The sequence below is a fragment of the Pseudomonas sp. DCB_BI genome (genome assembly GCF_026240995.1).
GTDB lineage: Bacteria > Pseudomonadota > Gammaproteobacteria > Pseudomonadales > Pseudomonadaceae > Aquipseudomonas.
In genome coordinates this window covers 1-22,301 of sequence record NZ_JAPFCG010000018.1, presented here as the reverse complement: position 1 = coordinate 22,301, position 22,301 = coordinate 1, and the positions used below count along the sequence as shown (strand labels likewise).

The 22,301-nt window shown below is 62.4% G+C and carries 25 protein-coding genes; 13 read left to right on the top strand and 12 right to left on the bottom strand.

The features are described from left to right. Window positions 1–35 precede the first annotated feature (35 nt). From OO258_RS19370 to betC, 3 genes are all read right to left on the bottom strand, one after another. Window positions 36–1,601: a SulP family inorganic anion transporter gene (locus OO258_RS19370; RefSeq protein WP_266032077.1), complete on the bottom strand. Its 1,566-nt coding sequence runs from the start codon at window positions 1,599–1,601 to the stop codon at window positions 36–38. A 126-nt stretch (window positions 1,602–1,727) separates the two neighbouring features. Then, the gene (gene choX / locus OO258_RS19365; RefSeq protein WP_266032076.1) at window positions 1,728–2,657 is read right to left on the bottom strand and encodes a choline ABC transporter substrate-binding protein; all 930 of its coding nucleotides are present in this window, start codon (window positions 2,655–2,657) and stop codon (window positions 1,728–1,730) included. Window positions 2,658–2,671: 14 nt separating this feature from the next. Beyond that, window positions 2,672–4,189 carry a choline-sulfatase gene (gene betC, locus OO258_RS19360; RefSeq protein ID WP_110743518.1) on the bottom strand — a complete coding sequence of 506 codons (1,518 nt, stop codon included), beginning with the start codon at window positions 4,187–4,189 and terminating at the stop codon, window positions 2,672–2,674. Between the two features lie 108 nt (window positions 4,190–4,297). Here betC and OO258_RS19355 point away from each other — a divergent pair, with 108 nt between their 5' ends. After that, on the top strand, window positions 4,298–5,197 hold the full coding sequence (locus tag OO258_RS19355) for a choline sulfate utilization transcriptional regulator (RefSeq protein ID WP_266032075.1): 900 nt from the start codon (window positions 4,298–4,300) through the stop codon (window positions 5,195–5,197). Between the two features lie 20 nt (window positions 5,198–5,217). Here the strand turns inward: OO258_RS19355 and OO258_RS19350 are convergent, their stop codons facing one another. Next, the gene (locus tag OO258_RS19350; protein WP_266032074.1) at window positions 5,218–5,772 is read right to left on the bottom strand and encodes an NAD(P)H-binding protein; all 555 of its coding nucleotides are present in this window, start codon (window positions 5,770–5,772) and stop codon (window positions 5,218–5,220) included. Window positions 5,773–5,824: 52 nt separating this feature from the next. On the opposite strand from OO258_RS19350, the gene OO258_RS19345 reads away from it, so the two are divergent. Further along, window positions 5,825–6,157 (top strand): DOPA 4,5-dioxygenase family protein, encoded by a 333-nt coding sequence (locus OO258_RS19345; protein WP_110743521.1) that lies wholly within the window; start codon window positions 5,825–5,827, stop codon window positions 6,155–6,157. A gap of 101 nt (window positions 6,158–6,258) precedes the next feature. Here OO258_RS19345 and trpA read toward each other — a convergent pair whose 3' ends face one another. Both trpA and trpB read right to left on the bottom strand, forming a co-directional pair. Continuing rightward, a complete protein-coding gene (gene trpA, locus OO258_RS19340) occupies window positions 6,259–7,068 on the bottom strand; it encodes a tryptophan synthase subunit alpha (RefSeq protein WP_110743522.1) in 810 nt (269 codons plus the stop codon). Next, the gene (gene trpB / locus OO258_RS19335; protein ID WP_110743523.1) at window positions 7,065–8,282 is read right to left on the bottom strand and encodes a tryptophan synthase subunit beta; all 1,218 of its coding nucleotides are present in this window, start codon (window positions 8,280–8,282) and stop codon (window positions 7,065–7,067) included. The genes trpA and trpB overlap by 4 nt, the downstream gene beginning before the upstream one ends. Before the next feature lie 110 nt (window positions 8,283–8,392). Between trpB and OO258_RS19330 the strand changes: the two genes are divergently transcribed. Further along, the gene (locus OO258_RS19330) at window positions 8,393–9,289 is read left to right on the top strand and encodes a LysR family transcriptional regulator (protein WP_266032073.1); all 897 of its coding nucleotides are present in this window, start codon (window positions 8,393–8,395) and stop codon (window positions 9,287–9,289) included. Here OO258_RS19330 and OO258_RS19325 read toward each other — a convergent pair. Next, window positions 9,286–9,609: a DUF883 family protein gene (locus OO258_RS19325; protein WP_110743525.1), complete on the bottom strand. Its 324-nt coding sequence runs from the start codon at window positions 9,607–9,609 to the stop codon at window positions 9,286–9,288. The genes OO258_RS19330 and OO258_RS19325 overlap by 4 nt on opposite strands. Before the next feature lie 150 nt (window positions 9,610–9,759). Here OO258_RS19325 and OO258_RS19320 point away from each other — a divergent pair, with 150 nt between their 5' ends. Together OO258_RS19320 and OO258_RS19315 are read left to right on the top strand one after the other, a co-directional pair. Next, the gene (locus OO258_RS19320; protein WP_003253076.1) at window positions 9,760–9,975 is read left to right on the top strand and encodes a dodecin; all 216 of its coding nucleotides are present in this window, start codon (window positions 9,760–9,762) and stop codon (window positions 9,973–9,975) included. Window positions 9,976–10,076: 101 nt separating this feature from the next. Further along, window positions 10,077–10,298, top strand: a complete 222-nt coding sequence (locus OO258_RS19315) for a DUF1161 domain-containing protein (protein ID WP_110743526.1) — start codon at window positions 10,077–10,079, stop codon at window positions 10,296–10,298. A 93-nt stretch (window positions 10,299–10,391) separates the two neighbouring features. Here OO258_RS19315 and OO258_RS19310 read toward each other — a convergent pair whose 3' ends face one another. After that, window positions 10,392–11,396, bottom strand: coding sequence for an LLM class flavin-dependent oxidoreductase (locus OO258_RS19310; RefSeq protein ID WP_266032072.1), 1,005 nt, complete (start codon window positions 11,394–11,396; stop codon window positions 10,392–10,394). 152 nt (window positions 11,397–11,548) lie between these two features. Between OO258_RS19310 and OO258_RS19305 the strand changes: the two genes are divergently transcribed. Next, on the top strand, window positions 11,549–11,974 hold the full coding sequence (locus OO258_RS19305) for an OsmC family protein (protein WP_110743528.1): 426 nt from the start codon (window positions 11,549–11,551) through the stop codon (window positions 11,972–11,974). A 74-nt stretch (window positions 11,975–12,048) separates the two neighbouring features. Next, complete coding sequence (locus tag OO258_RS19300) at window positions 12,049–12,282, top strand: DUF1161 domain-containing protein (RefSeq protein ID WP_266032071.1); 234 nt, start codon at window positions 12,049–12,051, stop codon at window positions 12,280–12,282. 36 nt (window positions 12,283–12,318) lie between these two features. Here OO258_RS19300 and OO258_RS19295 read toward each other — a convergent pair whose 3' ends face one another. Together OO258_RS19295 and OO258_RS19290 are read right to left on the bottom strand one after the other, a co-directional pair. Then, window positions 12,319–12,732, bottom strand: a complete 414-nt coding sequence (locus OO258_RS19295) for a hypothetical protein (protein WP_110743530.1) — start codon at window positions 12,730–12,732, stop codon at window positions 12,319–12,321. A 55-nt stretch (window positions 12,733–12,787) separates the two neighbouring features. Further along, entirely contained in the window at window positions 12,788–13,201 is a 414-nt protein-coding gene (locus tag OO258_RS19290) for a hypothetical protein (RefSeq protein WP_110743531.1), read from the bottom strand. Between the two features lie 86 nt (window positions 13,202–13,287). On the opposite strand from OO258_RS19290, the gene OO258_RS19285 reads away from it, so the two are divergent. Then, complete coding sequence (locus tag OO258_RS19285; RefSeq protein ID WP_266032070.1) at window positions 13,288–14,361, top strand: aminopeptidase; 1,074 nt, start codon at window positions 13,288–13,290, stop codon at window positions 14,359–14,361. A 105-nt stretch (window positions 14,362–14,466) separates the two neighbouring features. On the opposite strand, the gene OO258_RS19280 is transcribed toward OO258_RS19285, so the two are convergent. Both OO258_RS19280 and OO258_RS19275 read right to left on the bottom strand, forming a co-directional pair. Beyond that, a complete protein-coding gene (locus tag OO258_RS19280) occupies window positions 14,467–15,117 on the bottom strand; it encodes an HAD family hydrolase (protein ID WP_266032069.1) in 651 nt (216 codons plus the stop codon). 121 nt (window positions 15,118–15,238) lie between these two features. Beyond that, complete coding sequence (locus OO258_RS19275) at window positions 15,239–15,787, bottom strand: gamma carbonic anhydrase family protein (RefSeq protein WP_266032068.1); 549 nt, start codon at window positions 15,785–15,787, stop codon at window positions 15,239–15,241. 102 nt (window positions 15,788–15,889) lie between these two features. Here OO258_RS19275 and prlC point away from each other — a divergent pair, with 102 nt between their 5' ends. From prlC to OO258_RS19250, 5 genes are all read left to right on the top strand, one after another. After that, window positions 15,890–17,941: an oligopeptidase A gene (gene prlC / locus OO258_RS19270; RefSeq protein ID WP_266032067.1), complete on the top strand. Its 2,052-nt coding sequence runs from the start codon at window positions 15,890–15,892 to the stop codon at window positions 17,939–17,941. Further along, window positions 17,938–18,216 (top strand): YheV family putative zinc ribbon protein, encoded by a 279-nt coding sequence (locus tag OO258_RS19265; RefSeq protein WP_110743536.1) that lies wholly within the window; start codon window positions 17,938–17,940, stop codon window positions 18,214–18,216. Before prlC ends, OO258_RS19265 begins: the two co-directional genes overlap by 4 nt. A gap of 81 nt (window positions 18,217–18,297) precedes the next feature. Then, window positions 18,298–19,356: a PA0069 family radical SAM protein gene (locus tag OO258_RS19260; protein ID WP_266032066.1), complete on the top strand. Its 1,059-nt coding sequence runs from the start codon at window positions 18,298–18,300 to the stop codon at window positions 19,354–19,356. A gap of 312 nt (window positions 19,357–19,668) precedes the next feature. After that, complete coding sequence (locus tag OO258_RS19255; RefSeq protein ID WP_110743538.1) at window positions 19,669–20,388, top strand: carbonic anhydrase; 720 nt, start codon at window positions 19,669–19,671, stop codon at window positions 20,386–20,388. Between the two features lie 192 nt (window positions 20,389–20,580). Beyond that, complete coding sequence (locus tag OO258_RS19250; protein WP_266032065.1) at window positions 20,581–22,113, top strand: SulP family inorganic anion transporter; 1,533 nt, start codon at window positions 20,581–20,583, stop codon at window positions 22,111–22,113. Window positions 22,114–22,301 lie beyond the last annotated feature (188 nt).

Genomic DNA, 22,301 nt, shown 5'->3' with positions numbered 1-22,301 from the left:
TGCCGGGGCTGCAAAGCAGCCCCAGAATCCCAACCTCACTCCTCAAACCGGATTGGGCACAACTCCACCCCTTCCAGCTTCTGCAATTCCTCGATCACCTGCGGCCTGGCCCGGTGCAAGGTCAAGCTCCCCCCCAATCGACGCAACCGCCGTGCCTCGCGGTGCAACATATCCACACCGGAATAATCGATAAAATTCACCTGCCGCGCATCGATCACCACATGCGGCCCCTGGCAGCGCTGCAGGCGCACCTGCAGGTAATGCGCTGCGCCAAAGAAGATCGACCCGCCCACCCGCAGCACATCCGCCTCCCCTTCGCGGCTTTGCTGCACCCGTGGCCGTGAGGTGCGCTTCAGATAGAAGAACAGCGACGCCAGTACCCCGGCATAGATCGCCGTCTGCAACTCCAGCAGCAAGGTCGCCGCCGCCGTCAATGCCATCACCAGGAACTCTGAGCGGCTGACCCGGAACAGCGCGCGGATGGCCCTGTGGTCAACCAACCCCCAGCAGATCAGCAGAATACTGCCAGCCATCGCTGGAATCGGCAGGTGCGCGATCAACCCGGCGCCGCCAACGGCGAACAGCGCCACCCACAGCGCCGAGAACACCCCGGCCATGGGCGAGCGGGCGCCGGCCTCATAGCTCAGGCCCGAGCGGGTGAAGGAACCGGCAGACAGGTAACCAGAGAAAAACGCCCCGGCAATGTTGGACAGGCCCTGTGCTCGAATTTCCTGGTCAGGGTCGATCAGCTGTTCCGACCGTGCCGACAATGAACGGGCAATCGACAGACTGGTGACCAGCCCCAGCATGCCCACCGCAACGGCACTGGGCAGCAGCCGCAGTATCAATTCCACGTCCAACAAGGGCAGCGGGCTGAAGGGCGGCAGTTGCCCGGTGAAGGCGGTCACCCTCGGCACATGGCCAAACAAACCCGGCAGCAGCCAGGCCAGCAGGCTGACTACGATCAGGCTTATCAACAGGCTGGGCCAGCGTGGGCGCCACAGTTTGAATACCACGCCGATCACCACAGTGGCCAGGCCAAGGACCAGCGACGGCAGATCGACCTCACCGGCATGGCTGGCCAGGTCTTGCACGGTCTTCAGCGCCGTGGACTGGCTGGGCAGGTCCATGCCCAGCAGGTTCGGCAGTTGGCCCAGGGCGATGACGATGGCTGCGCCGAGGGTGAAACCCAGCACCACGGAATGCGATACGAAGTTGACCAACGCGCCAAAGCGCAGCAGCCCCAGCAGCAATTGGAAGATGCCGCCGAGGAAGGTGAGCAGCAGCACCAGGGTGATGTAGTCGGCACTGCCGGCCACGGCCAGTGGGCTGATGCTGGCGTAGAGCACGATGGAAATGGCCGCGGTCGGGCCGCAGATCAGGTGCCAGGAGGAACCCCAAAGGCAAGCGATCAGCACTGGGACGATGGCCGCGTACAGGCCGTACTCGGCGGGCAGGCCGGCGATCAGAGCGTAAGCGATGGATTGCGGCAGGGCGAGGATGGCACCGCTCAGGCCCACTAGCAGATCCTGGCGCAGGCTGCGGCCCGACTGGCGGGGAAGCCAGGTGAGGAAGGGCAGCAAGTGGATGATGCGATGCATGAGATATTCACATTTCCAAAGGTCCACTGTCCCCTGTGGGAGCGGGTTTACCCGCGAATGCGTCGGTACATTCCATACGGCATTCGCGGGTGAACCCGCTCCCACAGAAGCGTGTCGTGTCTGAGATTACAGTTTGGCTTGGACGGCCTCCAGGGCATCACCATCAGCCTTGGTGGTAACTCCGGCCAACCACCCCTCCAACTGTTCAGGATGCGCTTTCACCCATGCCCTGACCGCCTCATCGAAGCTGATCTTCTTGTCCACCACCTCTGCCATGATGCTGTTTTCCATGTCCAGTGTGAACTTGAGGTTACCCAGCAGCTTCGCGGCATTCGGGCAGGCTTGTGGATAACCTTTGCGGGTCAGCGTGTACACCTCGCCCTTGCTGCCGAACCACTTTTCCCCACCGGTCAGGTAGTGCATTTTCAGCTTCACGTTCATCGGGTGCGGGGTCCAGCCGAGGAAGGTGATGAACTGCTGCTTTTTCACCGCACGGTCGACCTGCGCCAGCATCGCCTGCTCACTGGACTCGACCAGCTTCCACTGGCCGAGGTTGAATTCATTCTTGTCGATGATTTCCTTCAGCGACAAGTTGGCAGGTGCACCAGAGCCGATCCCGTACAGCTTGTTGTCGAACTGGTCGGCATGCTTCTGCAGGTCGGCAAAATCCTTCACCCCGGCATTCCACACGTAGTCGGGCACTGCCAGGGTGAACTCGGTGCCTTCCAGGTTACGTGACAACTGCTGCACATCGCCATTCGCGATGAACTTGTCATGGAAGCCCTGTTGCGCCGGCATCCAGTTGCCAAGGAACGCATCGACCCGGCCGTCCTTGAGGCCGCCGTAGATGATCGGTACGGCGAGGCTGTCGATCTTCACCTGGTAGCCCAGGCTTTCCAGCAACAGGCGGGCCACAGCGTTGGTGGTGGCGATGTCGCTCCAGCCGGGGTCGGCCATTTTCACGGTGCTGCATTGCGCATCGCTGTCGGCGGCGTGGGCTGTGGCGGTACCCAGGCCCAAGGCCAGGGTGAATACGGCGGCGGAGAACTTGTGCATGACGGCCTCTCTTCTCAATCCATGGGTGCGGGCTGTGGATAACGTGCCTTGCGCTCGAGGTCGTCGAGATCGATGTGGTTACGCATGTACTGTTGGCTGGCGTCCACCAGCGGTTGATGGTCCCAGCTTTTCAGCTTGCCGATGGCCAGCGCCTCGGCCACCAGGCGGCGGCGCCGCTGGCTGGCCAGTACCTGCTGGCGCAGGCTGGGGATGTCCCAGCGCTGCCGCGCTTCATCGACAAATGCCTGCAGCAGCGCCTGGTGGTCCGGGCTGCTGGTGAGGTTCTCCCGCTCGTGCGGGTCGCGGCTCAGGTCATAGAGTAGGCAAGGGTCGTCTTCGCTGTACACGAATTTATAAGGCCCACGGCGGATCATCATGAGTGGGCCGACGGTGCCTTCGGCCATGTACTCGCCAATCACTTCGTCGTGGCCGCCCTGCCCCTGGAGGTGGCCAAGCAGCGAGTGGCCGTCCAGGTGCAGCTGGTTATCCACACCACCACCGGCCAGTTCGACCAAGGTCGGCAGCAGGTCGCAGGTCGATACCGATGCACTGACCCGGCCTGCGGCAAAGCGTGTGGGGGCATGGACCAGCAACGGCACCCGTGCCGACATCTCGAACCAGTGCATCTTGTACCAGAGGCCCCGCTCGCCAAGCATATCGCCGTGGTCGCCGGAGAACACGATCACGGTGTCATCGGCCAGGTTGCATTCCTCCAGTGTCTGCAACAGCTGGCCGATGTTGTCGTCGATGTAGCTGCAGGCACCGAAGTAGGCTCGGCGGGCATCGCGGATCTTTTCCACAGGCAGCGGCTTGTTCCACAGGTCGTATACCTTCAGCAGGCGCTGGGAATGCGGGTCGAGCTCTGCCTGGCTGAATTCGGCGCGGGGCATAGGGATATCCACACCCTCGTAGCGATCCCAATAGCGCTTTGGAATGGTGTACGGATCATGCGGGTGGGTCATCGACACGGTCAGGCAGAACGGCCGGCCATCGTTCTCGCGCACATGGTCATAAAGGTACTGGCGCGCCTTGAACACCACTTCTTCGTCGAAATCCAGCTGGTTGGTGCGTACGCATGGCCCCGCCTGCAATACCGAGGACATGTTGTGGTACCAGCTTGGGCGCACGTCGGGCTCATCCCAGTTCACCGCCCAGCCATAGTCGGCCGGGTAAATGTCGCTGGTCAGGCGTTCTTCGTAGCCGTGCAACTGGTCCGGGCCGCAGAAGTGCATCTTGCCCGACAGCGCGGTGCGGTAGCCCAAGCGGCGCAGGTAGTGGGCGTAAGTGGGTACGTCGGCGGGGAAATCGGCAGCGTTGTCGTAGGCGCCGATGCGGCTGGGCAACTGCCCGCTGACCAGGGTGAAGCGCGACGGTGCGCACAGCGGGCTGTTGCAGTAGGCCGAGTCGAACACCACCGCCTGCTCGGCCAGGCGGCTCAGGTGTGGCATTTGTATCGGCGACGGGCCGTAGATCGGCAGCAAGGGTGCGGCCATCTGGTCGGCCATGATGAACAGGATATTCGGGCGCGTCATGGTGGCTTCCATCGTTGAGGATTATGCGAACCGCTTGCCTATCAAGATGCGACTGTGAATAACATGGGTAAAGCCCATGGCGGGCAATGACTGGGATTAGCCAAGCTTATGTTTGAGCACCTTGCCGAGCTGTCGCTGGATACCTTGCGCGTCTTCGAAGCTGCTGCGCGTCTGCGCGGCTTTACTGCAGCGGCGCTGGAGCTGGGCACTACGCAGCCGGCCGTCAGCCAGCAGGTGAAACGGTTGGAGGCGCAGTTGGGTACGCGCCTGTTCGATCGTATTTACCGGGGTATCGCACTGACCGAGGCCGGCCAGGTGTTGTTCGAACAGGTGCACCAGGGGCTGCAGGCCATGGATGACGGTATTGCCCAGGCCGGCGGGCGCGGCCAGCGCGAAGTGCTGCAGGTGGCCACCGACTTTGCCTTTGCGGCGTTCTGGTTGATGCCAAGGCTGCAGCGCTTTCATGAGGCTTATCCACAGGTGGATGTGAGCTTGGTGACGGGTGAGCGCAGCCAGGGCATGTTGCGCCCGGACATTGATGTGGCGGTGCTGTTTGGCGATGGACGCTTTCACCAAGGAGAAAGCCGCTGGCTATTCGATGAGGAAGTGTTCCCGGTGTGCAGCCCCCATCTGATTCATGGCAAAGCCTTGTCTGCTTTGGCTTTGCAACGATTGCCGCTGCTGCATTTGAAGGGTGAGCAGGCCAGCCGCTGGTTTGACTGGGCGGGGGTATTTCGTGGGTTTGGTGTGGACAGCCCACCGCCGGCGGGGCAGTTGCGGTTTGATAACTATACCTTGCTGATTCAGGCAGCGATTGCCGGGCAAGGGGTGGCGATTGGCTGGGCGCACCTGGTGGATGGGTTGGTGGAGCAAGGGTTGCTGTGTCGGCCGCTGGAGGGGAGTTTGCGCTCGGAACGCGGTTATTACGCGGTGTTGCCACCGCGCAAGCGGCGTGGGGCGTTGATCGAGCGGTTTGTGGATTGGCTGGAGCAGGAGCGCAGCCATTGAGGTCTTGCGGCCCGGACGGTCTAGATGACGAAGTTCAGATGCTCGCCGCGGTGCAGATCCAGCTCCAGCATATCAACCATCCCTGCCGCAACACGTGCCCACCCCGCCTCTGGCAGCTCCTGTGGCGCATTGATCAGTGTCCAGCGCAATGCACTGCGCTGCAGCCCATCAACCACGTGGTCGACACATTCCCGCTCCCCTTCGCTGTACTTGGCCGGCTGATCCAGCACATCGAAATCGCCCACCAACAACAGCCGGCGTATAGTCGTACGCGCAAGTCCCACTATCAGCGCCTCGCTCAAGCGCGCCTGCCCCGGCAGGTCATCTGGCGCCAGCGCTGGTAACACGGCAATCACCGCCGAGCCGCCCGCTGCGCCCTGCTCCGCCTGGTCGGCATCACCCAGCCCGCCTATCTTGAAATGCAAGCCAGGGCGCGGCGAATGACGGTTGAGGTCGTCGACCACGGCGGTGACTTCGTGCTGGCGCGACAGCAGCTCGAGCGTCAGGGCATTGCCCAGGCTGCTTTCAGGCCCGAACAAGACCAGCTTGAACACTGGGGTTTCGGCGTTTTTCACTGCATCACTCCCTTTGCAGGTGGTGATGGTTGGACCGCACTCAGGAGTTATCGTGCAGAGGATCAAGGGTTACCACGCCCACATTTACTACGATGCGTCGACCATGGAGCAGGCGCGTGAACTATGCGAGGAAGCGGCGCGGCTATTCCCTGTGACCATGGGGCGCATGCACCAGAAACCGGTGGGGCCGCACCCGGACTGGAGTTGCCAGCTGGCATTCGGGCCTGAAGTGGTAGGGGTAGTCTTGCCTTGGCTGGCGTTGTACCGCAAGGGCTTGGTGGTGTTCATGCATCCGGAAACCGGGGATGAACTGGCGGACCATCGGGATCATGCGATCTGGATGGGGGCCGTGCGGCCGTTGAAGCTGTCGATTTTTGGTGGGTAGATTTGCCGGCCTCGTTCGCGGCACAAGGCTGCTCCTACAGGGTATTGCGATCACCTTGTAGAAGCGGCCTTGTGCCGCGAACGAGGACGGAGCCCTCGCAATCAATTGCGAGCTGAGCGCACCCCTTCAGCCAGTGCCGAGCACAGGCTCAATACATCGGTCACCGCCTGATCTGCACGCTTGGCCTGAGCGATCTTGTCGACCAGCGCCGAGCCCACCACCACGCCATCAGCCAGGCGGGCGATGTTCGCTGCCTGTTCCGGCGTGCGAATGCCGAAGCCAACGCTGATCGGCAGATCGGTATGCCGGCGCAGGCGGTCAATCGCCTCGGTCACATGCTCGGTAGTCGCCGAGCCGGCACCGGTCACACCGGCCACCGACACGTAGTAGACGAACCCGGAGCTGCGCTCCAGCACCCGCGGCAGGCGGGCATCGTCGGTGGTCGGGGTGGTCAGGCGGATGAAGTCGATGCCCGCAGCCTGGGCCGGGGTGGCCAGTTCGGCGTCGTGCTCTGGCGGCAGATCGACGATGATCAAGCCATCGACGCCTGCTTCCTTGGCTTCAGCCACGAACGTGTCCACGCCAAAGCGATGGATCGGGTTGTAGTAGCCCATCAGCACGATCGGCGTGGTCTGATTATCCACACGGAATTCGCGAACCATCTGCAGGGTTTTTGCCAGGGTCTGGCCAGCCTCCAAGGCGCGCAGGGTGGCGAGCTGGATGGCGACGCCGTCCGCCATTGGGTCGGTGAACGGCATGCCCAGTTCGATGACGTCGGCGCCAGCGGCCGGCAGGCCCTTGAGGATCTGCAGTGAGGCGTCGTAGCCCGGGTCGCCTGCGGTGACGAAGGTGACCAGTGCCGAGCGGCCTTCGGCCTTCAGCTCGGCGAAGCGTTGTTCAAGGCGGCTCATGCCTGTTTCTCCTGGGCGGCCATGTGGTTCATGACGGTTTGCATGTCTTTGTCACCGCGCCCCGACAGGCAGATCACCATCAGGTGGTCCTTGGGCAGCTTCGGTGCGCGCTTGATCGCTTCGGCCAGGGCGTGGGAGCTTTCCAGGGCCGGGATGATGCCTTCCAGGCGGCAGGTGGCGTGGAACGCATCCAGCGCCTCGTCGTCGGTGATGCTGACGTATTCCACGCGCTTCACTTCGTGCAGGTAGGCGTGCTCCGGGCCGATACCCGGGTAGTCGAGGCCGGCGGAAATCGAGTGGGCGTCGGTAATCTGGCCGTCTTCGTCCTGCAGCAGGTACGTCCGGTTGCCGTGCAGCACGCCCGGTACACCGCCGTTCAGGCTGGCGGCGTGCTTGTCGGTGTGCACACCGTGGCCACCGGCTTCGACGCCGATGATCTGCACGCTTGGTTCCTCGAGGAACTCATGGAACAGCCCCATGGCGTTGGAGCCACCGCCAACGCAGGCGATCAGGCTGTCCGGCAGACGGCCTTCCTTCTCCTGCAACTGGGCGCGGGTTTCCTTGCCGATGATCGACTGGAAGTCGCGGACCATTGCCGGGTATGGGTGCGGGCCTGCCACGGTGCCGATCAGGTAGAAGGTGTCGTCGACGTTGGTCACCCAGTCACGCAGGGCTTCGTTCATGGCGTCTTTGAGGGTGCCGGTGCCAGCGGTAACCGGGACGATTTCGGCGCCCAGCAGCTTCATGCGGAACACGTTGGCCTGCTGTCGCTCGATATCGGTGGCGCCCATGTAGATCACGCATGGCAGACCGAAGCGTGCGGCCACGGTGGCAGTGGCCACGCCGTGCATACCGGCGCCGGTTTCGGCAATCAGGCGTTTCTTGCCCATGCGCTTGGCCAGCAGTACCTGGCCAATGCAGTTGTTCACCTTGTGCGCGCCGGTGTGGTTGAGTTCTTCACGCTTGAAGAAGATTTTTGCGCCGCCGCAGTGTTCGGTGAGGCGCTCAGCGAAGTACAGCGGGTTGGGGCGGCCAATGTAGTCGCGCTGGAAGTAAGCCAGTTCTTCGAGGAACTTAGGGTCTGCCTTGGCCGCTTCGTACTCGCGGGCCAGGTCCAGCACCAGTGGCATCAGGGTTTCGGCCACGTAGCGGCCGCCGAACGAGCCGAACAGGCCGTTGGCGTCGGGGCCGGGGCGGTATTGGGACTGGGTCATATGGCGCTCCAGGGCGTAATGAATGAGTGATGGGCTTTACTCTAACCACGGCAAGCCCGTCTGAAAACCGATAAGATTGCGCAAACTTGTCAGAAAAACTCACAGGTACCATGGCCCACGACCTCCCTCCCCTGAATGCCCTCCGCGCCTTTGAGGCAACCGCCCGGCTCAACAGCGTCAGTCAGGCGGCCGAGGCGCTGCATGTCACTCATGGCGCCGTGAGTCGGCAGATCAAGGTGCTGGAAGAACACCTTGGGGTGGCCCTTTTCGAAAAGGACGGGCGTGGCATCAAACTCACAGATGCCGGCGTGCGCCTGCGTGATGCCAGTGGCGAAGCCTTCGACCGCCTGCGCAGCGTGTGTGCCGAACTGAGCCGGGATGTCAGTGAAGCGCCATTTGTACTGGGCTGCTCGGGAAGCCTGCTGGCGCGCTGGTTCATCCCGCGGCTTGGACGGCTCCAGGCGGATTTACCCGAGTTGCGTCTGCATCTTTCAGCCGGTGAAGGTGACCTCGACCCGCGGCGGCCGGGGCTGGACGCGCTGCTGGTGTATGCCGAGCCGCCGTGGCCGGCGGACATGCAGGTACATGTACTGGCTGAAGAACGAATAGGGCCGGTCTTGAGCCCACATTTCTCAGGTTTCGAACGTTTGCAGGGGGCACCTGCCCGAGCGCTGATGGGGGAAGCCCTGCTTCACACCACATCGCGGCCGCAAGCCTGGCCTACCTGGGCGGAGCAGCAGGGGCTTGAGCCAACGGCCATCCATTATGGTCAGGCCTTTGAGCACCTTTACTACCTGCTGGAAGCCGCAGTGGCGGGTCTGGGCGTGGCGATCGCGCCACAGCCGCTGGTCGCCGATGACCTGCGGGCGGGTCGCCTGAGTGCGCCGTGGGGCTTCTCCCCTACCCCAGCGGCGCTGGCGCTATGGGTGCCCCGACGCGCCGCAGACGGGCGCGCCGAGCAGCTGGCGCAATGGTTACGGGCGGAGTTGGTGCGGCAGGGCGCTTAGTTGCGCTTGGTCAGCAGGTACGCCGCGAGCAGACCCAGCGCCCCAATGGCTACACCTGCGGTGGTATAGGGATGTTCCTGGGCGTAGTCGCGGGTGGCGATACCGGTCTGGCGGGTGCGCTGTTTCACTTCTTCATACGCATCGCTCAGCAGGCTGCGCGAGTGGCGCAGGGCACTCTCAGCGTTGCTGCGCATGGCCTTGACTGACTTCTGGGTTTCTTCGGAGGCATCGTGCTTCAGGTTCTCCAGGCTTTTCAGCAGGCTTTCGATCTCTGCTTCCATGCTTTCCAGGGACGTTTTACGCAGCGAGTTGCGGTGCATGTTGACTCTCCTTTGCAGTATGGGCTGTAAGGATTGCGACCCTTCGGCTGCGGGAAAGTGCGATCGAACTTTCGCTGACGGTGACAGCTCGCAGGTAAACCAGGCCTGCGCTGCTAGGCTCAATTTCACTGTCACCCAAGGAGAGCGCTCATGACCGATCATCACACCTACAAGAAGATCGAACTGGTGGGGTCTTCCCCAACCAGCATCGAAGAGGCGATCAACAATGCCCTGGCCGAAGCCGGCAAGAGCATCAAGCACCTGGAGTGGTTTGAAGTGGTCGATACCCGTGGCCATATTCGCGATAACAAGGCTGCACATTTCCAGGTCACGCTGAAGGTTGGCTTCCGTATCGCCAATAGCTGATACATCGCCAGGCTGGAACAGCCTGGCGGGATGGGGTATTTAGGAAAAGGGCGCCTAGGCGGGCGCCCTTTCTGATTTCATCTGCACAAGGAATGCGAGTGATGACCAAACTGATTCTGGCGCTGGGCCTGATGACCTTGGCTGGCAGTGCGCTGGCAGCGGGCAAACCGTGTGAGGAGCTGAAGGCGGAAATTGCCGCCAAGCTGGATGCCAAGGGCGTTACCGGTTACAAGCTTGAGATCGTCGATAAAGGCGAACCGGCAGGCAAGGTGATTGGTAGCTGCGAGGCGGGTACCAAGGAAATTGTGTATCGCCGCGGTTGAGTGCTGGCGTGTTCACGGGTTTGCCCGCTCCCACAGGTTCGCCACAGATTCAAGCGTCCGTGCAGTTCCTGTGGGAGTGGGCAAGCCGCAAGCTCACTCGGTTTTCAGGGCCTGCGCCAACAATTCATAGGACCGGATCCGGTCGGCATGCTCGTACAGGTCGCAGGTAAAGATCAGCTCATCCGCCCCGGTCTGCTCCAGCAGCACCTCCACCTTGGCCCGCACCTTCTGCGGGCTGCCGATCATCGCCAAGCCCAGGAAACTGCTCACCGCATCGCGCTCGTGGGGTAGCCACAAGCCATCCATGCTCTCCACCGGCGGCTTCTGCATCAGGCTTTGCCCGCGAATCAGCGCGAGAATGCGCTGGTACACCGAGGTCGCCAGGTACTCGGCCTTCTCATCTGTCTCTGCCACAACCATGGGAATGCCCAGCATCACATAGGGTTTGTCCAGCGTGGTGGAAGGCTTGAAGTGATTGCGGTACACGCGGATCGCCTCGTGCATGTAGCGTGGCGCAAAGTGCGAAGCGAAGGCATAAGGCATGCCGCGCATGCCGGCCAGCTGGGCGCTGAACAGGCTGGAGCCCAGCAGCCACATCGGCACTTCGGTGTCGTGCCCAGGCACGGCGATCACTTTTTGATCATCAGTTCGCGGGCCGAGATAGCGTGACAACTCCTCGACATCGTCCGGGAAGTCGTCAGGGCTGCCCGCGCGATCGCGGCGCAGGGCATAGGCGGTCATCTGGTCGGAACCTGGGGCACGGCCCAGGCCCAGGTCGATACGCCCAGGGTACAGGCTGGCCAGGGTGCCGAACTGCTCGGCAATTACCAGCGGCGCATGGTTGGGCAGCATGACACCACCAGAACCCACGCGAATAGTCGAAGTGCCCCCGGCCAGGTAGCCGATCAGCACCGAAGTGGCAGAGCTGGCGATGCCGTCCATGTTGTGGTGTTCGGCCACCCAGAAGCGGTTGTAGCCAAAGCGCTCGACGTGCTGCGCCAGGTCCAGCGAGTTGCGCAGCGACTGTGCCGGGCCGGCGTCGGCGCGAACGGGCACCAAATCGAGGGTGGAAATCTTCAAGTCACGCAGCTGCGTCATGGGGCCTCCGCAAGAGTGATTGGCCAGAGGCCTTTAAGACTCTGTATGGGCGTATTCGACGGATTCAATGGTTGCCGTGTGATTGCTCTGAACTTGCCGTAAGCGACTGACCTCTGAACCCATAAGCACGTAACCAGCGACAAGGAGGCATCATGAAAAAGACAGCATCGGCAATATGGCAAGGTGGTTTGAAAGAAGGCAAGGGCTTGCTTTCGACTGAAAGCGGCGCACTCAAGCAGAACCCTTATGGCTTCAATACCCGTTTCGAGGGCACGCCAGGAACGAACCCGGAAGAGTTGATCGGGGCGGCGCATGCGGGGTGCTTTTCGATGGCACTGTCCATGATGCTAGGCGAGGCAGGGCTCACTCCTGACAGAATCGACACGGCAGCCGAAGTGACGCTCGAAAAGCAGGCAGATGGCTTTGCCATTACCGCTGTGCACTTGGTGCTCAGGGCCAAGGTGCCTGGCGCCACCGAGGCGCAATTCATGGAGATCGCCAACAAAGCGAAGGAAGGCTGCCCGGTGTCCAAGGTACTGAATGCAAAGATCAGCCTGGATGCTGCGTTGGTGGGCTGAGGCGGCGCAACGATGGCAGTTTGCTGTAGTCTAAACAGCGTCGGCAGCACAACTGCCCTTTCAGGAGCCGTTCCATGATTCGCGTAGCAATCGCCGTGATGGCTTCGCTGGTCGCCACGTCCGCGTTGGCGGCGGTGAAGCCGTGCGAGGAACTAAAAGCCGAGATCGAGGCCAAGATCCAGGCCCAAGGGGTAGCATCCTACACCCTCGAAATCGTGCCCAACAGCGAGGTCAAGGACCAGAACATGGTGGTCGGGACTTGCGATGGTGGGACCAAGAAAATCATTTACCAGAAGAATGATCGGTAGGGTCCCGGACCTTGGGGCCGCTTTGCGGCCCCAGGTTCACGGAATGCAGAACACCTCGCTAGGCTCATTCACCAACACCTTGCGGCTTGCGTCATACAGCAGCACCTGCGGCTCCATCACCGGCGCCCGTGCCTCCAGACGATAACGCTCACCGGCCTTGAAGTCGTCAAAGCGCACGGTCAGGTAGCAGGTACGGTCCCGCGGCTCACTCATGATGCCGCCCGAGTAAATCTCGTAATCGAAGCGCACCACCAGTTCGTGCTTGCCCGGTGTTACCTGGAAATAGCGGCCGTCATCCAGACGCTTGCCATCCAGGCGGTCGGCCATGATCACCCGGCCAGGGGTCATGGTGTAGAGGTCGACCCAGGCTTGCTTGGGGTCGACGGGCGGCAAGGGGCTGGCGCAAGCCCCCAGTGCACTGAGGGCGATCAGCATCATGGGCTGGCGCATGGCAAAGCTCCCACTTGCGATTTACACGCTATAAGCATAGCGCCGTTTGCGCGTGTCAGGTGCGCTGGCAACCCGCCGGCAGGCCTTGGCCAAGCAGTTTCTGCTGCTGGTCGTAGAGTTTGATCCAGGGACGAAAGCCGATGCTGCCGGCCTGCAGTTGGTAGCGCTGCCCGGCGCTGAAGTCCTTGAAGGTCAGTTTCACCTGGCAATCGCGCCACAGCGGCTCTTCGACCGGGCCGATGTTGCTGGGGGTAACCGGGAACTGGTAGCGCACGGTCAGCTCATGGCTACCGGGTTGCACTTCAAAATACCGGTTGTCGGCCCAGTCACGTTCATCCACCTGCACCGCATCAAGCGAAGTGTTGTCGTAGGGGGTGAGGTCGATCCAGGCCTGGTTAGGGTCGGGATCTGGCAATGTCGAACAGGCAGATATCAGCATCAGTGAACCGGCGACCCACAATGCACGCATGGCGAAACTCCCCCTTGGCGAGATAGTCTTGGAGCGAAGTCAGCCTTGAGCGAGTCAGACAGTCCCGGATGCTTCGACTTTTTCTTATGCAGCGCTCAGGCCCTGGGGCACTCGACCGCGTTTTCACCCATTTGGTTCCGCTGGCGGCTGCGCTTCTGCTGAGCGGTTGCAGCAGCGCCGCCTACTACGGGCAGCTGGCGCAGGGGCAGTGGCAGTTGTTGCAGGCGCGGCAACCGGTGGAACAGGTAGTCGCTGACCCGGCTACCCCGCCAGCGTTGCGCGCCCACCTGCAACGGGCTGAACAGGCGCGGGTTTTTGCCAGCCAGCAATTGAAACTGCCCGACAACCGCAGCTACCGGGTCTATGCCGACCTGGGCCGCCCCTACGTGGTGTGGAACGTGTTCGCCACGCCCGAGCTGTCGTTGCAGCCGGTGACGCACTGCTTCCCGATTGCCGGATGCGTGGCTTACCGTGGCTACTATCAGCAAGGGGCAGCGCGTGGGGCGGCGGCACTGATGCGCCAGGGCGGGCTGGATGTGTACGTCGGCGGGGTGGAAGCCTATTCGACTTTGGGCTGGTTCGATGACCCGATCCTGTCTTCGATGGTGGGCTGGGGTGACGAGCGCCTGGCGACCTTGATCTTCCATGAGCTGGCCCATCAGCGTTTCTATGTGCAGGACGACACCGAGTTCAATGAGTCATTTGCCTCGTTTGTCGAGCAGGAAGGTACGCGGCAATGGCGAGCGGCACGTGGCCTTGCGGCGGTTGGCGGGGATCAGGGAAAGCAGCGCGACCAGTTTATCCGCCTGGTGCTGGGCAGCCGTGAGCGATTGCAGGCGCTTTATGCAGGGCCATTGGATGATGCACACAAACGCCAGGCCAAACAGGCCGAGTTTGAGCGTTTGAGGGGTGAATACCGGCAGGTGCGTGATGGCCAGTGGGGCGGTGACAAGCGCTATGACGCCTGGATGTATGGGCCGATGAATAACGCCAAGCTGTTGCCGTTCGGGCTGTATGACCAGTGGGTGCCGGCGTTTGCGGCGCTGTTTCGTGACGCGGGTGGGGATTGGGCTCGGTTTTACAAGCGGGTCGAGCAGTTGGGGCGGTTGTCTACTGAAGAAAGAAAAGCGGCGCTGCAGCGTCTGATGGTTAGCCAGTGAGGTAAGGGGCCGCTTTGCGGCCCATCGCGACACAAGGCCCCTACAAAGGCCCTGCGTACGCCGATCGATGTGGAAGGGCCGGCAGCAAAGCAGCCCTGCTGGCACTCACGGCTTGCTAAAAGCCTGATGCAAATCGGCTACCGTGGCGAAGTGGAAAGCGGGTTCTTCCGCCATCAACTCTGCGCTGGTACCAAACCCATACCCCACCGCTACGGCCTGCAAACCATTGCTGTGCGCGCCGATCAGGTCATGCTTGCGGTCCCCGATCATCAGGGTTTGCGCCGGGTCCAGCCGTTCTTCATCCAGCAAATGGCGAATCAGCTCGACCTTGTTGGTGCGCGTGCCGTCCAGTTCGCTGCCGTAGATCACCTTGAAGTGGTGGTCGAAGGCGAAATGCCGGGCGATTTCGCGGGCGAACTCCCACGGCTTGGAGGTAGCGATGTACAGCGTCCGGCCCTGCCCGTTCAGGGCTTCGAGCAACTCCGGCACACCTTGGAACACCAGGTTTTCGTATAGGCCGGTGACGCGGAAACGCTCCCGGTAGAAGTTCACCGCATCCCAGGCTTTGGCTTCGTCGAAGCTGTAGAACTGCATGAAAGCCTGCAGCAGGGGTGGGCCGATGAAGTGTTCGAGGCGGGCCAGGTCCGGTTCGTCGATGCCCAGCTTGGCCAGGGCGTACTGGATCGAGCGGGTGATGCCCAGGCGTGGGTCGGTCAGGGTACCGTCGAGGTCGAAAAGGATGTTTTGCTGGTGCATGTACAGGGTTCCACTTGAGTGCTGCGTGGCCATCTTCGCGGACCTGCTCGCCCCCACTGGTACAGCGCAGGCCTTGAAGGCTCCACTCAACCTGTGGGAGCGGGCGAGCCCGCGAATACGGTCATTCAGGTTGATCGTAGCCTTCGGCCAGGTGCTGGTCCTTGAGCTTCACATAATTGCCGGCGCTGTAGGCGAAGAACGCACGCTCGTTGTCGTTCAGCAACCGGGCCTGTTTTACCGGGCTGCCCATGTACAGGTAGCCACTGACCAGGCGTTTGCCGGGCGGCACCAGGCTTCCGGCACCGATGACCACTTCATCCTCGACGATGGCGCCGTCCATGATAGTGCTGCCCATACCCACCAGGATGCGATTGCCCAGGGTGCAGCCATGCAGCATCACCTTGTGACCGATGGTCACTTCGTCGCCGATGATCAAGGGGAAGCCGTCGGGGTTGAACGGGCCAGCGTGGGTGATGTGCAGCACGCTGCCATCCTGCACGCTGGTGCGCGCGCCGATACGGATGCGGTGCATGTCGCCGCGTATCACGGTCAGTGGCCAGATCGAGCTGTCTTCGCCGATCTCCACGTCGCCCAATACCACCGCCGAACGGTCGACGAACGCCTTGGGCCCCACTTTTGGAGTGTGTTGCTGGAAGCTGCGAATGGCCATGATAGCGTCTCTCATCTGTGCCGATAGGCAGGCTGCCTGCTGCGGTCGGCGTCGATTGTAATTAAGATGGGGCAGTGTTTCTTCTGCCAAGGTATCCGAACCGTGAGTGCGAACAACCCACTTCTGCAGTCCTACGATCTGCCGCCCTTCTCGCAAATCCGTGCCGAACACGTGTTGCCGGCGATCGAAGCGATCCTGGCCGACAACCGTAAAGCCATTGCCGAGATCCTCGAAAAGCAGGGCAACAACCCTACCTGGGCCGGCCTGGTGCTGGCCATGGACGAACTGAACGACCGCCTCGGCGCCGCCTGGAGCCCGGTCAGCCACCTCAATGCGGTGTGCAACAGCGCCGAGCTGCGCGAGGCTTACGAGTCTTGCCTGCCGGCCCTGAGCGCCTACTCTACCGAACTGGGCCAGAACCGTGCGTTGTTCGAAGCCTACCAGGCGTTGATCAACAGCCCTGAGGCTGCCAGCTTCGACGTGGCGCAAAAGACTATCCTCGAGCACGCCCTGCGTGACTTCCGCTTGTCGGGTATCGACCTGCCGGCGGATAAGCAGCAGCGCTACGCCGAAGTGCAGAGCAAGCTCAGCGAGCTGGGCAGCCGCTTCTCCAACCAGCTGCTCGACGCCACTCAGGCCTGGACCAAGCACGTTACCGATGAAGCTGCACTGGCCGGCCTGACCGACTCGGCCAAGGCGCAGATGGCCGCCGCCGCCCAGGCCAAGGGCCTCGATGGCTGGCTGATCACCCTGGAGTTCCCCAGCTACTACGCAGTCATGACCTACGCCAGCGACCGCGCTCTGCGCGAAGAGGTGTACGCGGCCTATTGCACCCGCGCCTCGGACCAGGGCCCGAACGCCGGCCAGAACGACAACGGCCCGGTGATGCAGGACATCCTCGACCTGCGCCAGGAGCTGGCCGAGCTGCTGGGTTACCAGAACTATGCAGAGCTGAGCCTGGCGACCAAGATGGCTGAGTCCAGCGACCAAGTGCTGAGCTTCCTGCGTGACTTGGCCAAGCGCTCCAAGCCGTTCGCCGCCCAGGACCTGCAGCAGCTCAAGGCCTATGCTGCCGAGCAGGGCTGCCCTGAGTTGGCCAGCTGGGACGCCGGCTACTATGGCGAGAAACTGCGTGAGCAGCGCTACAGCGTGTCGCAGGAAGCCCTGCGTGCCTACTTCCCGATCGACAAGGTGCTGGGCGGCCTGTTCAGCATCGTGCAGCGCCTGTACGGCATTGAAATCGCCGAGCTCAAGGGCTTCGACAGCTGGCACCCGGACGTGCGCCTGTTCGAAATCAAGGAGAACGGCCAGCATGTCGGCCGCTTCTTCTTCGACCTGTATGCCCGCGCCAACAAGCGCGGCGGTGCCTGGATGGACGGCGCCCGCGACCGTCGCCGCACGGCCGCCGGCCAGCTGCAGAGCCCAGTCGCCAATCTGGTGTGCAACTTCACCCCCGCCGCGCCTGGCAAACCAGCGTTGCTGACCCACGATGAGGTCACCACCCTGTTCCACGAATTTGGCCATGGTCTGCATCACATGCTGACCCGCATCGAGCATGCCGGTGTGTCCGGCATCAATGGCGTGGCGTGGGATGCGGTCGAGCTGCCAAGCCAGTTCATGGAAAACTGGTGCTGGGAGCCTGAAGGCCTTGCGCTGATCTCCGGCCATTATGAAACCGGTGCTGCCCTGCCCCAGGACCTGCTGGACAAGATGCTGGCGGCGAAGAACTTCCAGTCGGGCATGATGATGGTGCGTCAGCTGGAGTTCTCGCTGTTCGACTTCGAGCTGCATGCCAGCCATGGCGATGGCCGCAGCGTGCTGCAGGTGCTTGAAGGCGTGCGCGATGAGGTGTCGGTCATGCGCCCTCCCGCGTATAACCGCTTCCCGAACAGCTTTGCGCACATCTTTGCGGGCGGTTACGCGGCCGGCTACTACAGCTACAAATGGGCCGAAGTGCTGTCGGCTGACGCCTTCTCGCGCTTCGAGGAAGAAGGCGTACTGAATGCCGAGACAGGCCGGGCCTTCCGTGAGGCAATTCTGGCCCGCGGCGGCTCGCGCGAGCCGATGGAGCTGTTCGTCGACTTCCGTGGCCGTGAGCCATCCATCGATGCATTGCTGCGCCACAGTGGCCTGACCGAGGCCGTGGCGGCATGAGTGAGGTAGCTGTGAACAAAACCAAGAAACGCTTCATTGCCGGGGCCGTGTGCCCGGCATGCAGCGAGCCCGACAAGTTGATGATGTGGAACGAAGACGATGTACCGCACCGCGAGTGCGTGGCCTGCGGCTTTACCGACACCCTCAACGAGCAGGGCTTGTCGGTGCCGAAGGAACTCGGCACCCGGGTCAACCATCTGCAACCGAAAGCCGCCCCGGCCAAGGTTCAGACGGTGCAATTCTTCCCTAATCCGAAGCTGAAGAAGCCTGAGTAGGGCCACTCCTGTCGGACCAGAGGCGCTGGTGGAATCACGGTTGACGATATACTGTATGTAAATACAGTATTGGAGTTGACCATGATTCCTCCTGCACCGCAAAAGGGCCGTGGTACGGCACATAACCCCCACAACCGCTTCGCGCCGAACCACTCGGTAGCAGAGGATGACGGCTGGTACCAAGAAGTGCCGCAAAGCCAAGGGACCGAGGTGCGGATCGAGACGGCAAAGTCCGTGATCAGCCGCAACACCTCACCTGATCTGCCCTTCGACCGATCCATCAACCCTTACCGCGGTTGCGAACACGGCTGTATTTATTGCTATGCCCGCCCCTCCCACGCGTACTGGGATCTGTCCCCTGGGCTGGATTTCGAGACCAAGCTCATTGCCAAGACCAACGCTGCCGAGGTGCTGGCGCAGCAATTGAGCAAACCGGGCTATGTGTGTGCGCCGATCAACCTGGGCTCCAATACCGATCCATACCAGCCCATTGAGCGGGATCAGATGCTGACGCGTCGCCTGCTTGAGGTGCTGCTGCGTTTTCGCCATCCGGTGACCATCGTCACCAAGGGCTCGCTGGTATTGCGCGACCTCGACCTGCTCGCCGAGATGGCCCGCCAGCGCCTGGCAAGGGTGATGATCAGCCTGACCACGCTGGACGACGACCTTAAGCGCGTGCTCGAACCCCGGGCGGCCTCACCCGGTGCGCGGCTGCGTGCCATCCGGGTACTGCGTGACGCGGGCGTGCCTGTGGGGGTGCTGTGCTCGCCGATGATTCCGATGATCAACGACAGTGAATTGGAACGCCTGCTGGAGGCTGCCAAGGAGGCCGGTGCGCAAAGTGCGGCCTACATGATGCTGCGGCTGCCGCTGGAGGTGGCGCCGTTGTTTGAGCAGTGGTTGCAGGACCATTACCCGCAGCGGGCAACGCATGTCCTGAGCCTGATTCGCCAGAGCCGTGGTGGCGAGCTGTATGACAGCCGCTTCGGCGCGCGCATGCGCGGTGAAGGGGTGTTTGCCGAATTACTGGCCCAGCGCTTCGCCAAGGCCATGAAACGCCTTGAGTTCCAGGGGCGGGATGCGCAGGCGCTGGATTGCTCCGCATTCTGCCGGCCGGGTGGGCAGATGGCGTTGTTCTGAAATACCACAGGGCTGCGCTCCTGCAGTGGGCGTATTGCCAGCCCCGAATCCCACTCATCCAAGTTGATAATTGCGCTAATACATATTGGCAACTGATGTTTTTTTGCTATTATCCAGTTCCCGCCTTTTTCATCTGGAACGCCCGTTCTAGAGCCCTCGAATTAAGTTTCAGTTAAGTTTTCCCCGCTAGCGTAGGAAACCAGTCCACACCGACTGTGATCTATGGTCCGTGCGAGTCATCTAATACCCTGCATAGCCAGAATCTTTCACCGGTAAAATGGATTTACCTACACACCGTCAAGAGGATGAATCATGCCCGTCAAGGACCCATCCAAGGTCGTACCGCAGGTCCCCGCGGAAAGCGCCGATGCTGCTTTTAAGCACATCGTCGACGGCTTCCTGCGCTTTCACCATGATGTGTTCCCCGATCAGCAAGAGCTGTTCAAGAAACTCGCCACCGCGCAAACGCCTCGCGCCATGTTCATCACCTGCGCCGATTCGCGCATCGTGCCCGAGCTGATCACTCAGAGCTCGCCAGGCGACCTGTTCGTGACCCGTAACGTGGGTAACGTGGTACCGCCTTACGGCCAGATGAACGGCGGCGTTTCCAGCGCCATCGAATACGCCGTAATGGCGCTTAAAGTGCACCACATCATCATCTGTGGTCACTCTGACTGTGGCGCCATGCGTGCCGTACTCAACCCGCAGTCGCTGACCAAGATGCCTACCGTTGGCGCCTGGTTGCGCCACGCTGAAGTGGCTCGCACCGTGGTCGAGAACAATTGCTCCTGCGGCAGCGAGCACGAGACGATGCAAGTGCTGACCAAAGAGAACGTCATCGCCCAGCTGCATCACTTGCGCACCCATCCTTCGGTGGCTTCGCGCCTGGCAGCTGGTGAGCTGTTCATTCATGGTTGGGTGTACGACATCGAGACCAGCAAGATCGAAGCCTACGACGCTGCCAGCGACAGCTTCATGCCCTTGGCCGCTGGTGAACCAGTTCCCTGCGCCACTCCGAGAGGCCGCTACTAAGCGACCCGTCCGCCGCTAGAACCTTGATAGCCGGCTGCACCCTGTAGGGGTGTGGCGCGGCCTTCGGCTGCCTTGAATTCCCTGACTGCCCTGCCGGCGTGCTCGCTGGCGGCCCGCGCCTGCGCGCCTGTCAGGGGCAAACGTGCCCACGGCCAGGGGAATGGCCGTGCGACTAGAGAAAGGAGAAATACGGTGAACATTACACAGTTGAAAGCGGCCCTGCCGCGTGAGTTGCTGGCGTCGGTGGTGGTCTTCCTGGTGGCCCTGCCGTTGTGCATGGGCATTGCGATCGCTTCTGGCATGCCGCCGGCAAAAGGCCTGATTACCGGGATTATCGGCGGTATTGTCGTCGGTTTCCTGGCCGGGTCCCCGCTACAGGTCAGCGGCCCCGCTGCCGGTCTGGCGGTACTGGTGTTCGAGCTGGTACGCCAGCACGGCATGGCCATGCTCGGGCCAATTCTGCTGCTGGCCGGCCTGTTGCAGTTGCTGGCCGGTCGCTTGCGCCTGGGCTGCTGGTTCCGCGTGACCGCGCCGGCGGTGGTTTACGGCATGCTCGCGGGGATTGGCGTGTTGATCGTGCTTTCGCAGGTGCATGTGATGTTCGACACCGCGCCGCAACCGTCGGGCCTGCAGAACCTGCTGGAATTCCCGGCAACTTTGTCGGCAGCCCTGCCACAGGAGAGCACGGGCTCCGGCTGGATGGCCGGTGCGCTGGGGCTTGGGACCATCGCCATCATGTGGGGCTGGGAGCGCTTGCGGCCGCAGCGGCTGCGTTTCGTGCCGGGTGCATTACTCGGCGTGGCCAGCATGACCGCTATCAGCATGTGGCTGGCCTTGCCGGTGAACCGTGTGCAGGTACCGGCTGACCTGTCCGAGGCCATCGACTGGCTTCGTCCGGAGGACCTGATGCAGCTGGCCGACCCTACCCTGCTGGTCGCCGCCTTTGCCCTGGCGTTCATTGCCAGCGCAGAAACCTTGCTGTCGGCCGCAGCAGTGGACCGCATGCACAGCGGCCAGCGTTCGGACTTCGACCGCGAGCTGTCGGCCCAGGGTATCGGCAATATGCTGTGCGGGGTGCTCGGTGCCCTGCCGATGACCGGGGTGATCGTGCGCAGCTCAGCCAACGTCCAGGCCGGGGCACAAACCCGGGCGTCGGCGATCTTCCATGGCTTGTGGTTGCTGGCCTTCGTGGTAGCGCTGAGCAGCGTGCTGCAGCAGATCCCGGTGGCGAGCCTGGCGGGGGTGCTGGTGTTTACCGGGGTCAAACTGGTCGACTTCAAGGCATTTCGCGGGCTGGGCCGTTATGGGCGCATGCCGATGTTCACGTACGCGGCGACTGCGCTGGCGATCATCTTCACCGACCTGCTGACCGGTGTACTGCTGGGCTTTGCCCTGACCTTGCTGAAGCTGGCGTTCAAGGCGGCGCGGCTGAAGATCAACCTGGTGAGCCTGGCCAAGGATGGGCACATGGAGTTGCGCCTCAGCGGCGCGGCGACGTTCCTGAAGGTGCCGGCGCTGACCCAGGTGCTGGATACCGTACCGGCGGGCACCACGCTGCATGTGCCGCTGGGCAACCTGAGCTATATCGACCACTCGTGCCTTGAGTTGCTCGAGGATTGGAGCCGCAGCAATTCTGCCAATGGGTCACGGTTGCTGATAGAGCAGCGGCGCCTGAAGCGGCGGATCGAGGGGCGCTTGCGGACCACGGCGGGGGTTGGGGCATAGGGGCGCAGTCATTGTTGCCTGATCCGGCCTCTTCGCGGGGGCGCCCGGGGCCCCCCGTAAAACACCGGTGGGGGAGCGGGGGGGGCGGGGGGGGCCGCGGGGTGGGGGGGGGCGGGGGGTGAGGGGGGGGGTGCGAGGGCGGCCCCGAGCGTGGGCGCCCCGCCATGCCAGCGGGGACCCGCCGCGCC

Excerpts from the sequence above, each read along its gene's own strand:
- betC (WP_110743518.1), bottom strand. The coding sequence starts at position 4,189 with ATGACGCGCCCGAATATCCTGTTCATCATGGCCGACCAGATGGCCGCA.
- OO258_RS19325 (WP_110743525.1), bottom strand. The coding sequence starts at position 9,609 with ATGCACCGCAACTCGCTGCGTAAAACGTCCCTGGAAAGCATGGAAGCA.
- OO258_RS19285 (WP_266032070.1), top strand. The coding sequence starts at position 13,288 with ATGCAGCGCTCAGGCCCTGGGGCACTCGACCGCGTTTTCACCCATTTG.
- OO258_RS19300 (WP_266032071.1), top strand. The coding sequence starts at position 12,049 with ATGATTCGCGTAGCAATCGCCGTGATGGCTTCGCTGGTCGCCACGTCC.
- OO258_RS19305 (WP_110743528.1), top strand. The coding sequence starts at position 11,549 with ATGAAAAAGACAGCATCGGCAATATGGCAAGGTGGTTTGAAAGAAGGC.
- OO258_RS19265 (WP_110743536.1), top strand. The coding sequence starts at position 17,938 with ATGAGTGAGGTAGCTGTGAACAAAACCAAGAAACGCTTCATTGCCGGG.
- trpA (WP_110743522.1), bottom strand. The coding sequence starts at position 7,068 with ATGAGCCGCCTTGAACAACGCTTCGCCGAGCTGAAGGCCGAAGGCCGC.
- OO258_RS19295 (WP_110743530.1), bottom strand. The coding sequence starts at position 12,732 with ATGCGCCAGCCCATGATGCTGATCGCCCTCAGTGCACTGGGGGCTTGC.
- OO258_RS19320 (WP_003253076.1), top strand. The coding sequence starts at position 9,760 with ATGACCGATCATCACACCTACAAGAAGATCGAACTGGTGGGGTCTTCC.
- OO258_RS19315 (WP_110743526.1), top strand. The coding sequence starts at position 10,077 with ATGACCAAACTGATTCTGGCGCTGGGCCTGATGACCTTGGCTGGCAGT.
- OO258_RS19330 (WP_266032073.1), top strand. The coding sequence starts at position 8,393 with ATGGCCCACGACCTCCCTCCCCTGAATGCCCTCCGCGCCTTTGAGGCA.
- OO258_RS19370 (WP_266032077.1), bottom strand. The coding sequence starts at position 1,601 with ATGCATCGCATCATCCACTTGCTGCCCTTCCTCACCTGGCTTCCCCGC.
- choX (WP_266032076.1), bottom strand. The coding sequence starts at position 2,657 with ATGCACAAGTTCTCCGCCGCCGTATTCACCCTGGCCTTGGGCCTGGGT.
- OO258_RS19290 (WP_110743531.1), bottom strand. The coding sequence starts at position 13,201 with ATGCGTGCATTGTGGGTCGCCGGTTCACTGATGCTGATATCTGCCTGT.
- OO258_RS19260 (WP_266032066.1), top strand. The coding sequence starts at position 18,298 with ATGATTCCTCCTGCACCGCAAAAGGGCCGTGGTACGGCACATAACCCC.
- trpB (WP_110743523.1), bottom strand. The coding sequence starts at position 8,282 with ATGACCCAGTCCCAATACCGCCCCGGCCCCGACGCCAACGGCCTGTTC.
- OO258_RS19275 (WP_266032068.1), bottom strand. The coding sequence starts at position 15,787 with ATGGCCATTCGCAGCTTCCAGCAACACACTCCAAAAGTGGGGCCCAAG.
- OO258_RS19310 (WP_266032072.1), bottom strand. The coding sequence starts at position 11,396 with ATGACGCAGCTGCGTGACTTGAAGATTTCCACCCTCGATTTGGTGCCC.
- OO258_RS19255 (WP_110743538.1), top strand. The coding sequence starts at position 19,669 with ATGCCCGTCAAGGACCCATCCAAGGTCGTACCGCAGGTCCCCGCGGAA.
- OO258_RS19355 (WP_266032075.1), top strand. The coding sequence starts at position 4,298 with ATGTTTGAGCACCTTGCCGAGCTGTCGCTGGATACCTTGCGCGTCTTC.
- OO258_RS19280 (WP_266032069.1), bottom strand. The coding sequence starts at position 15,117 with ATGCACCAGCAAAACATCCTTTTCGACCTCGACGGTACCCTGACCGAC.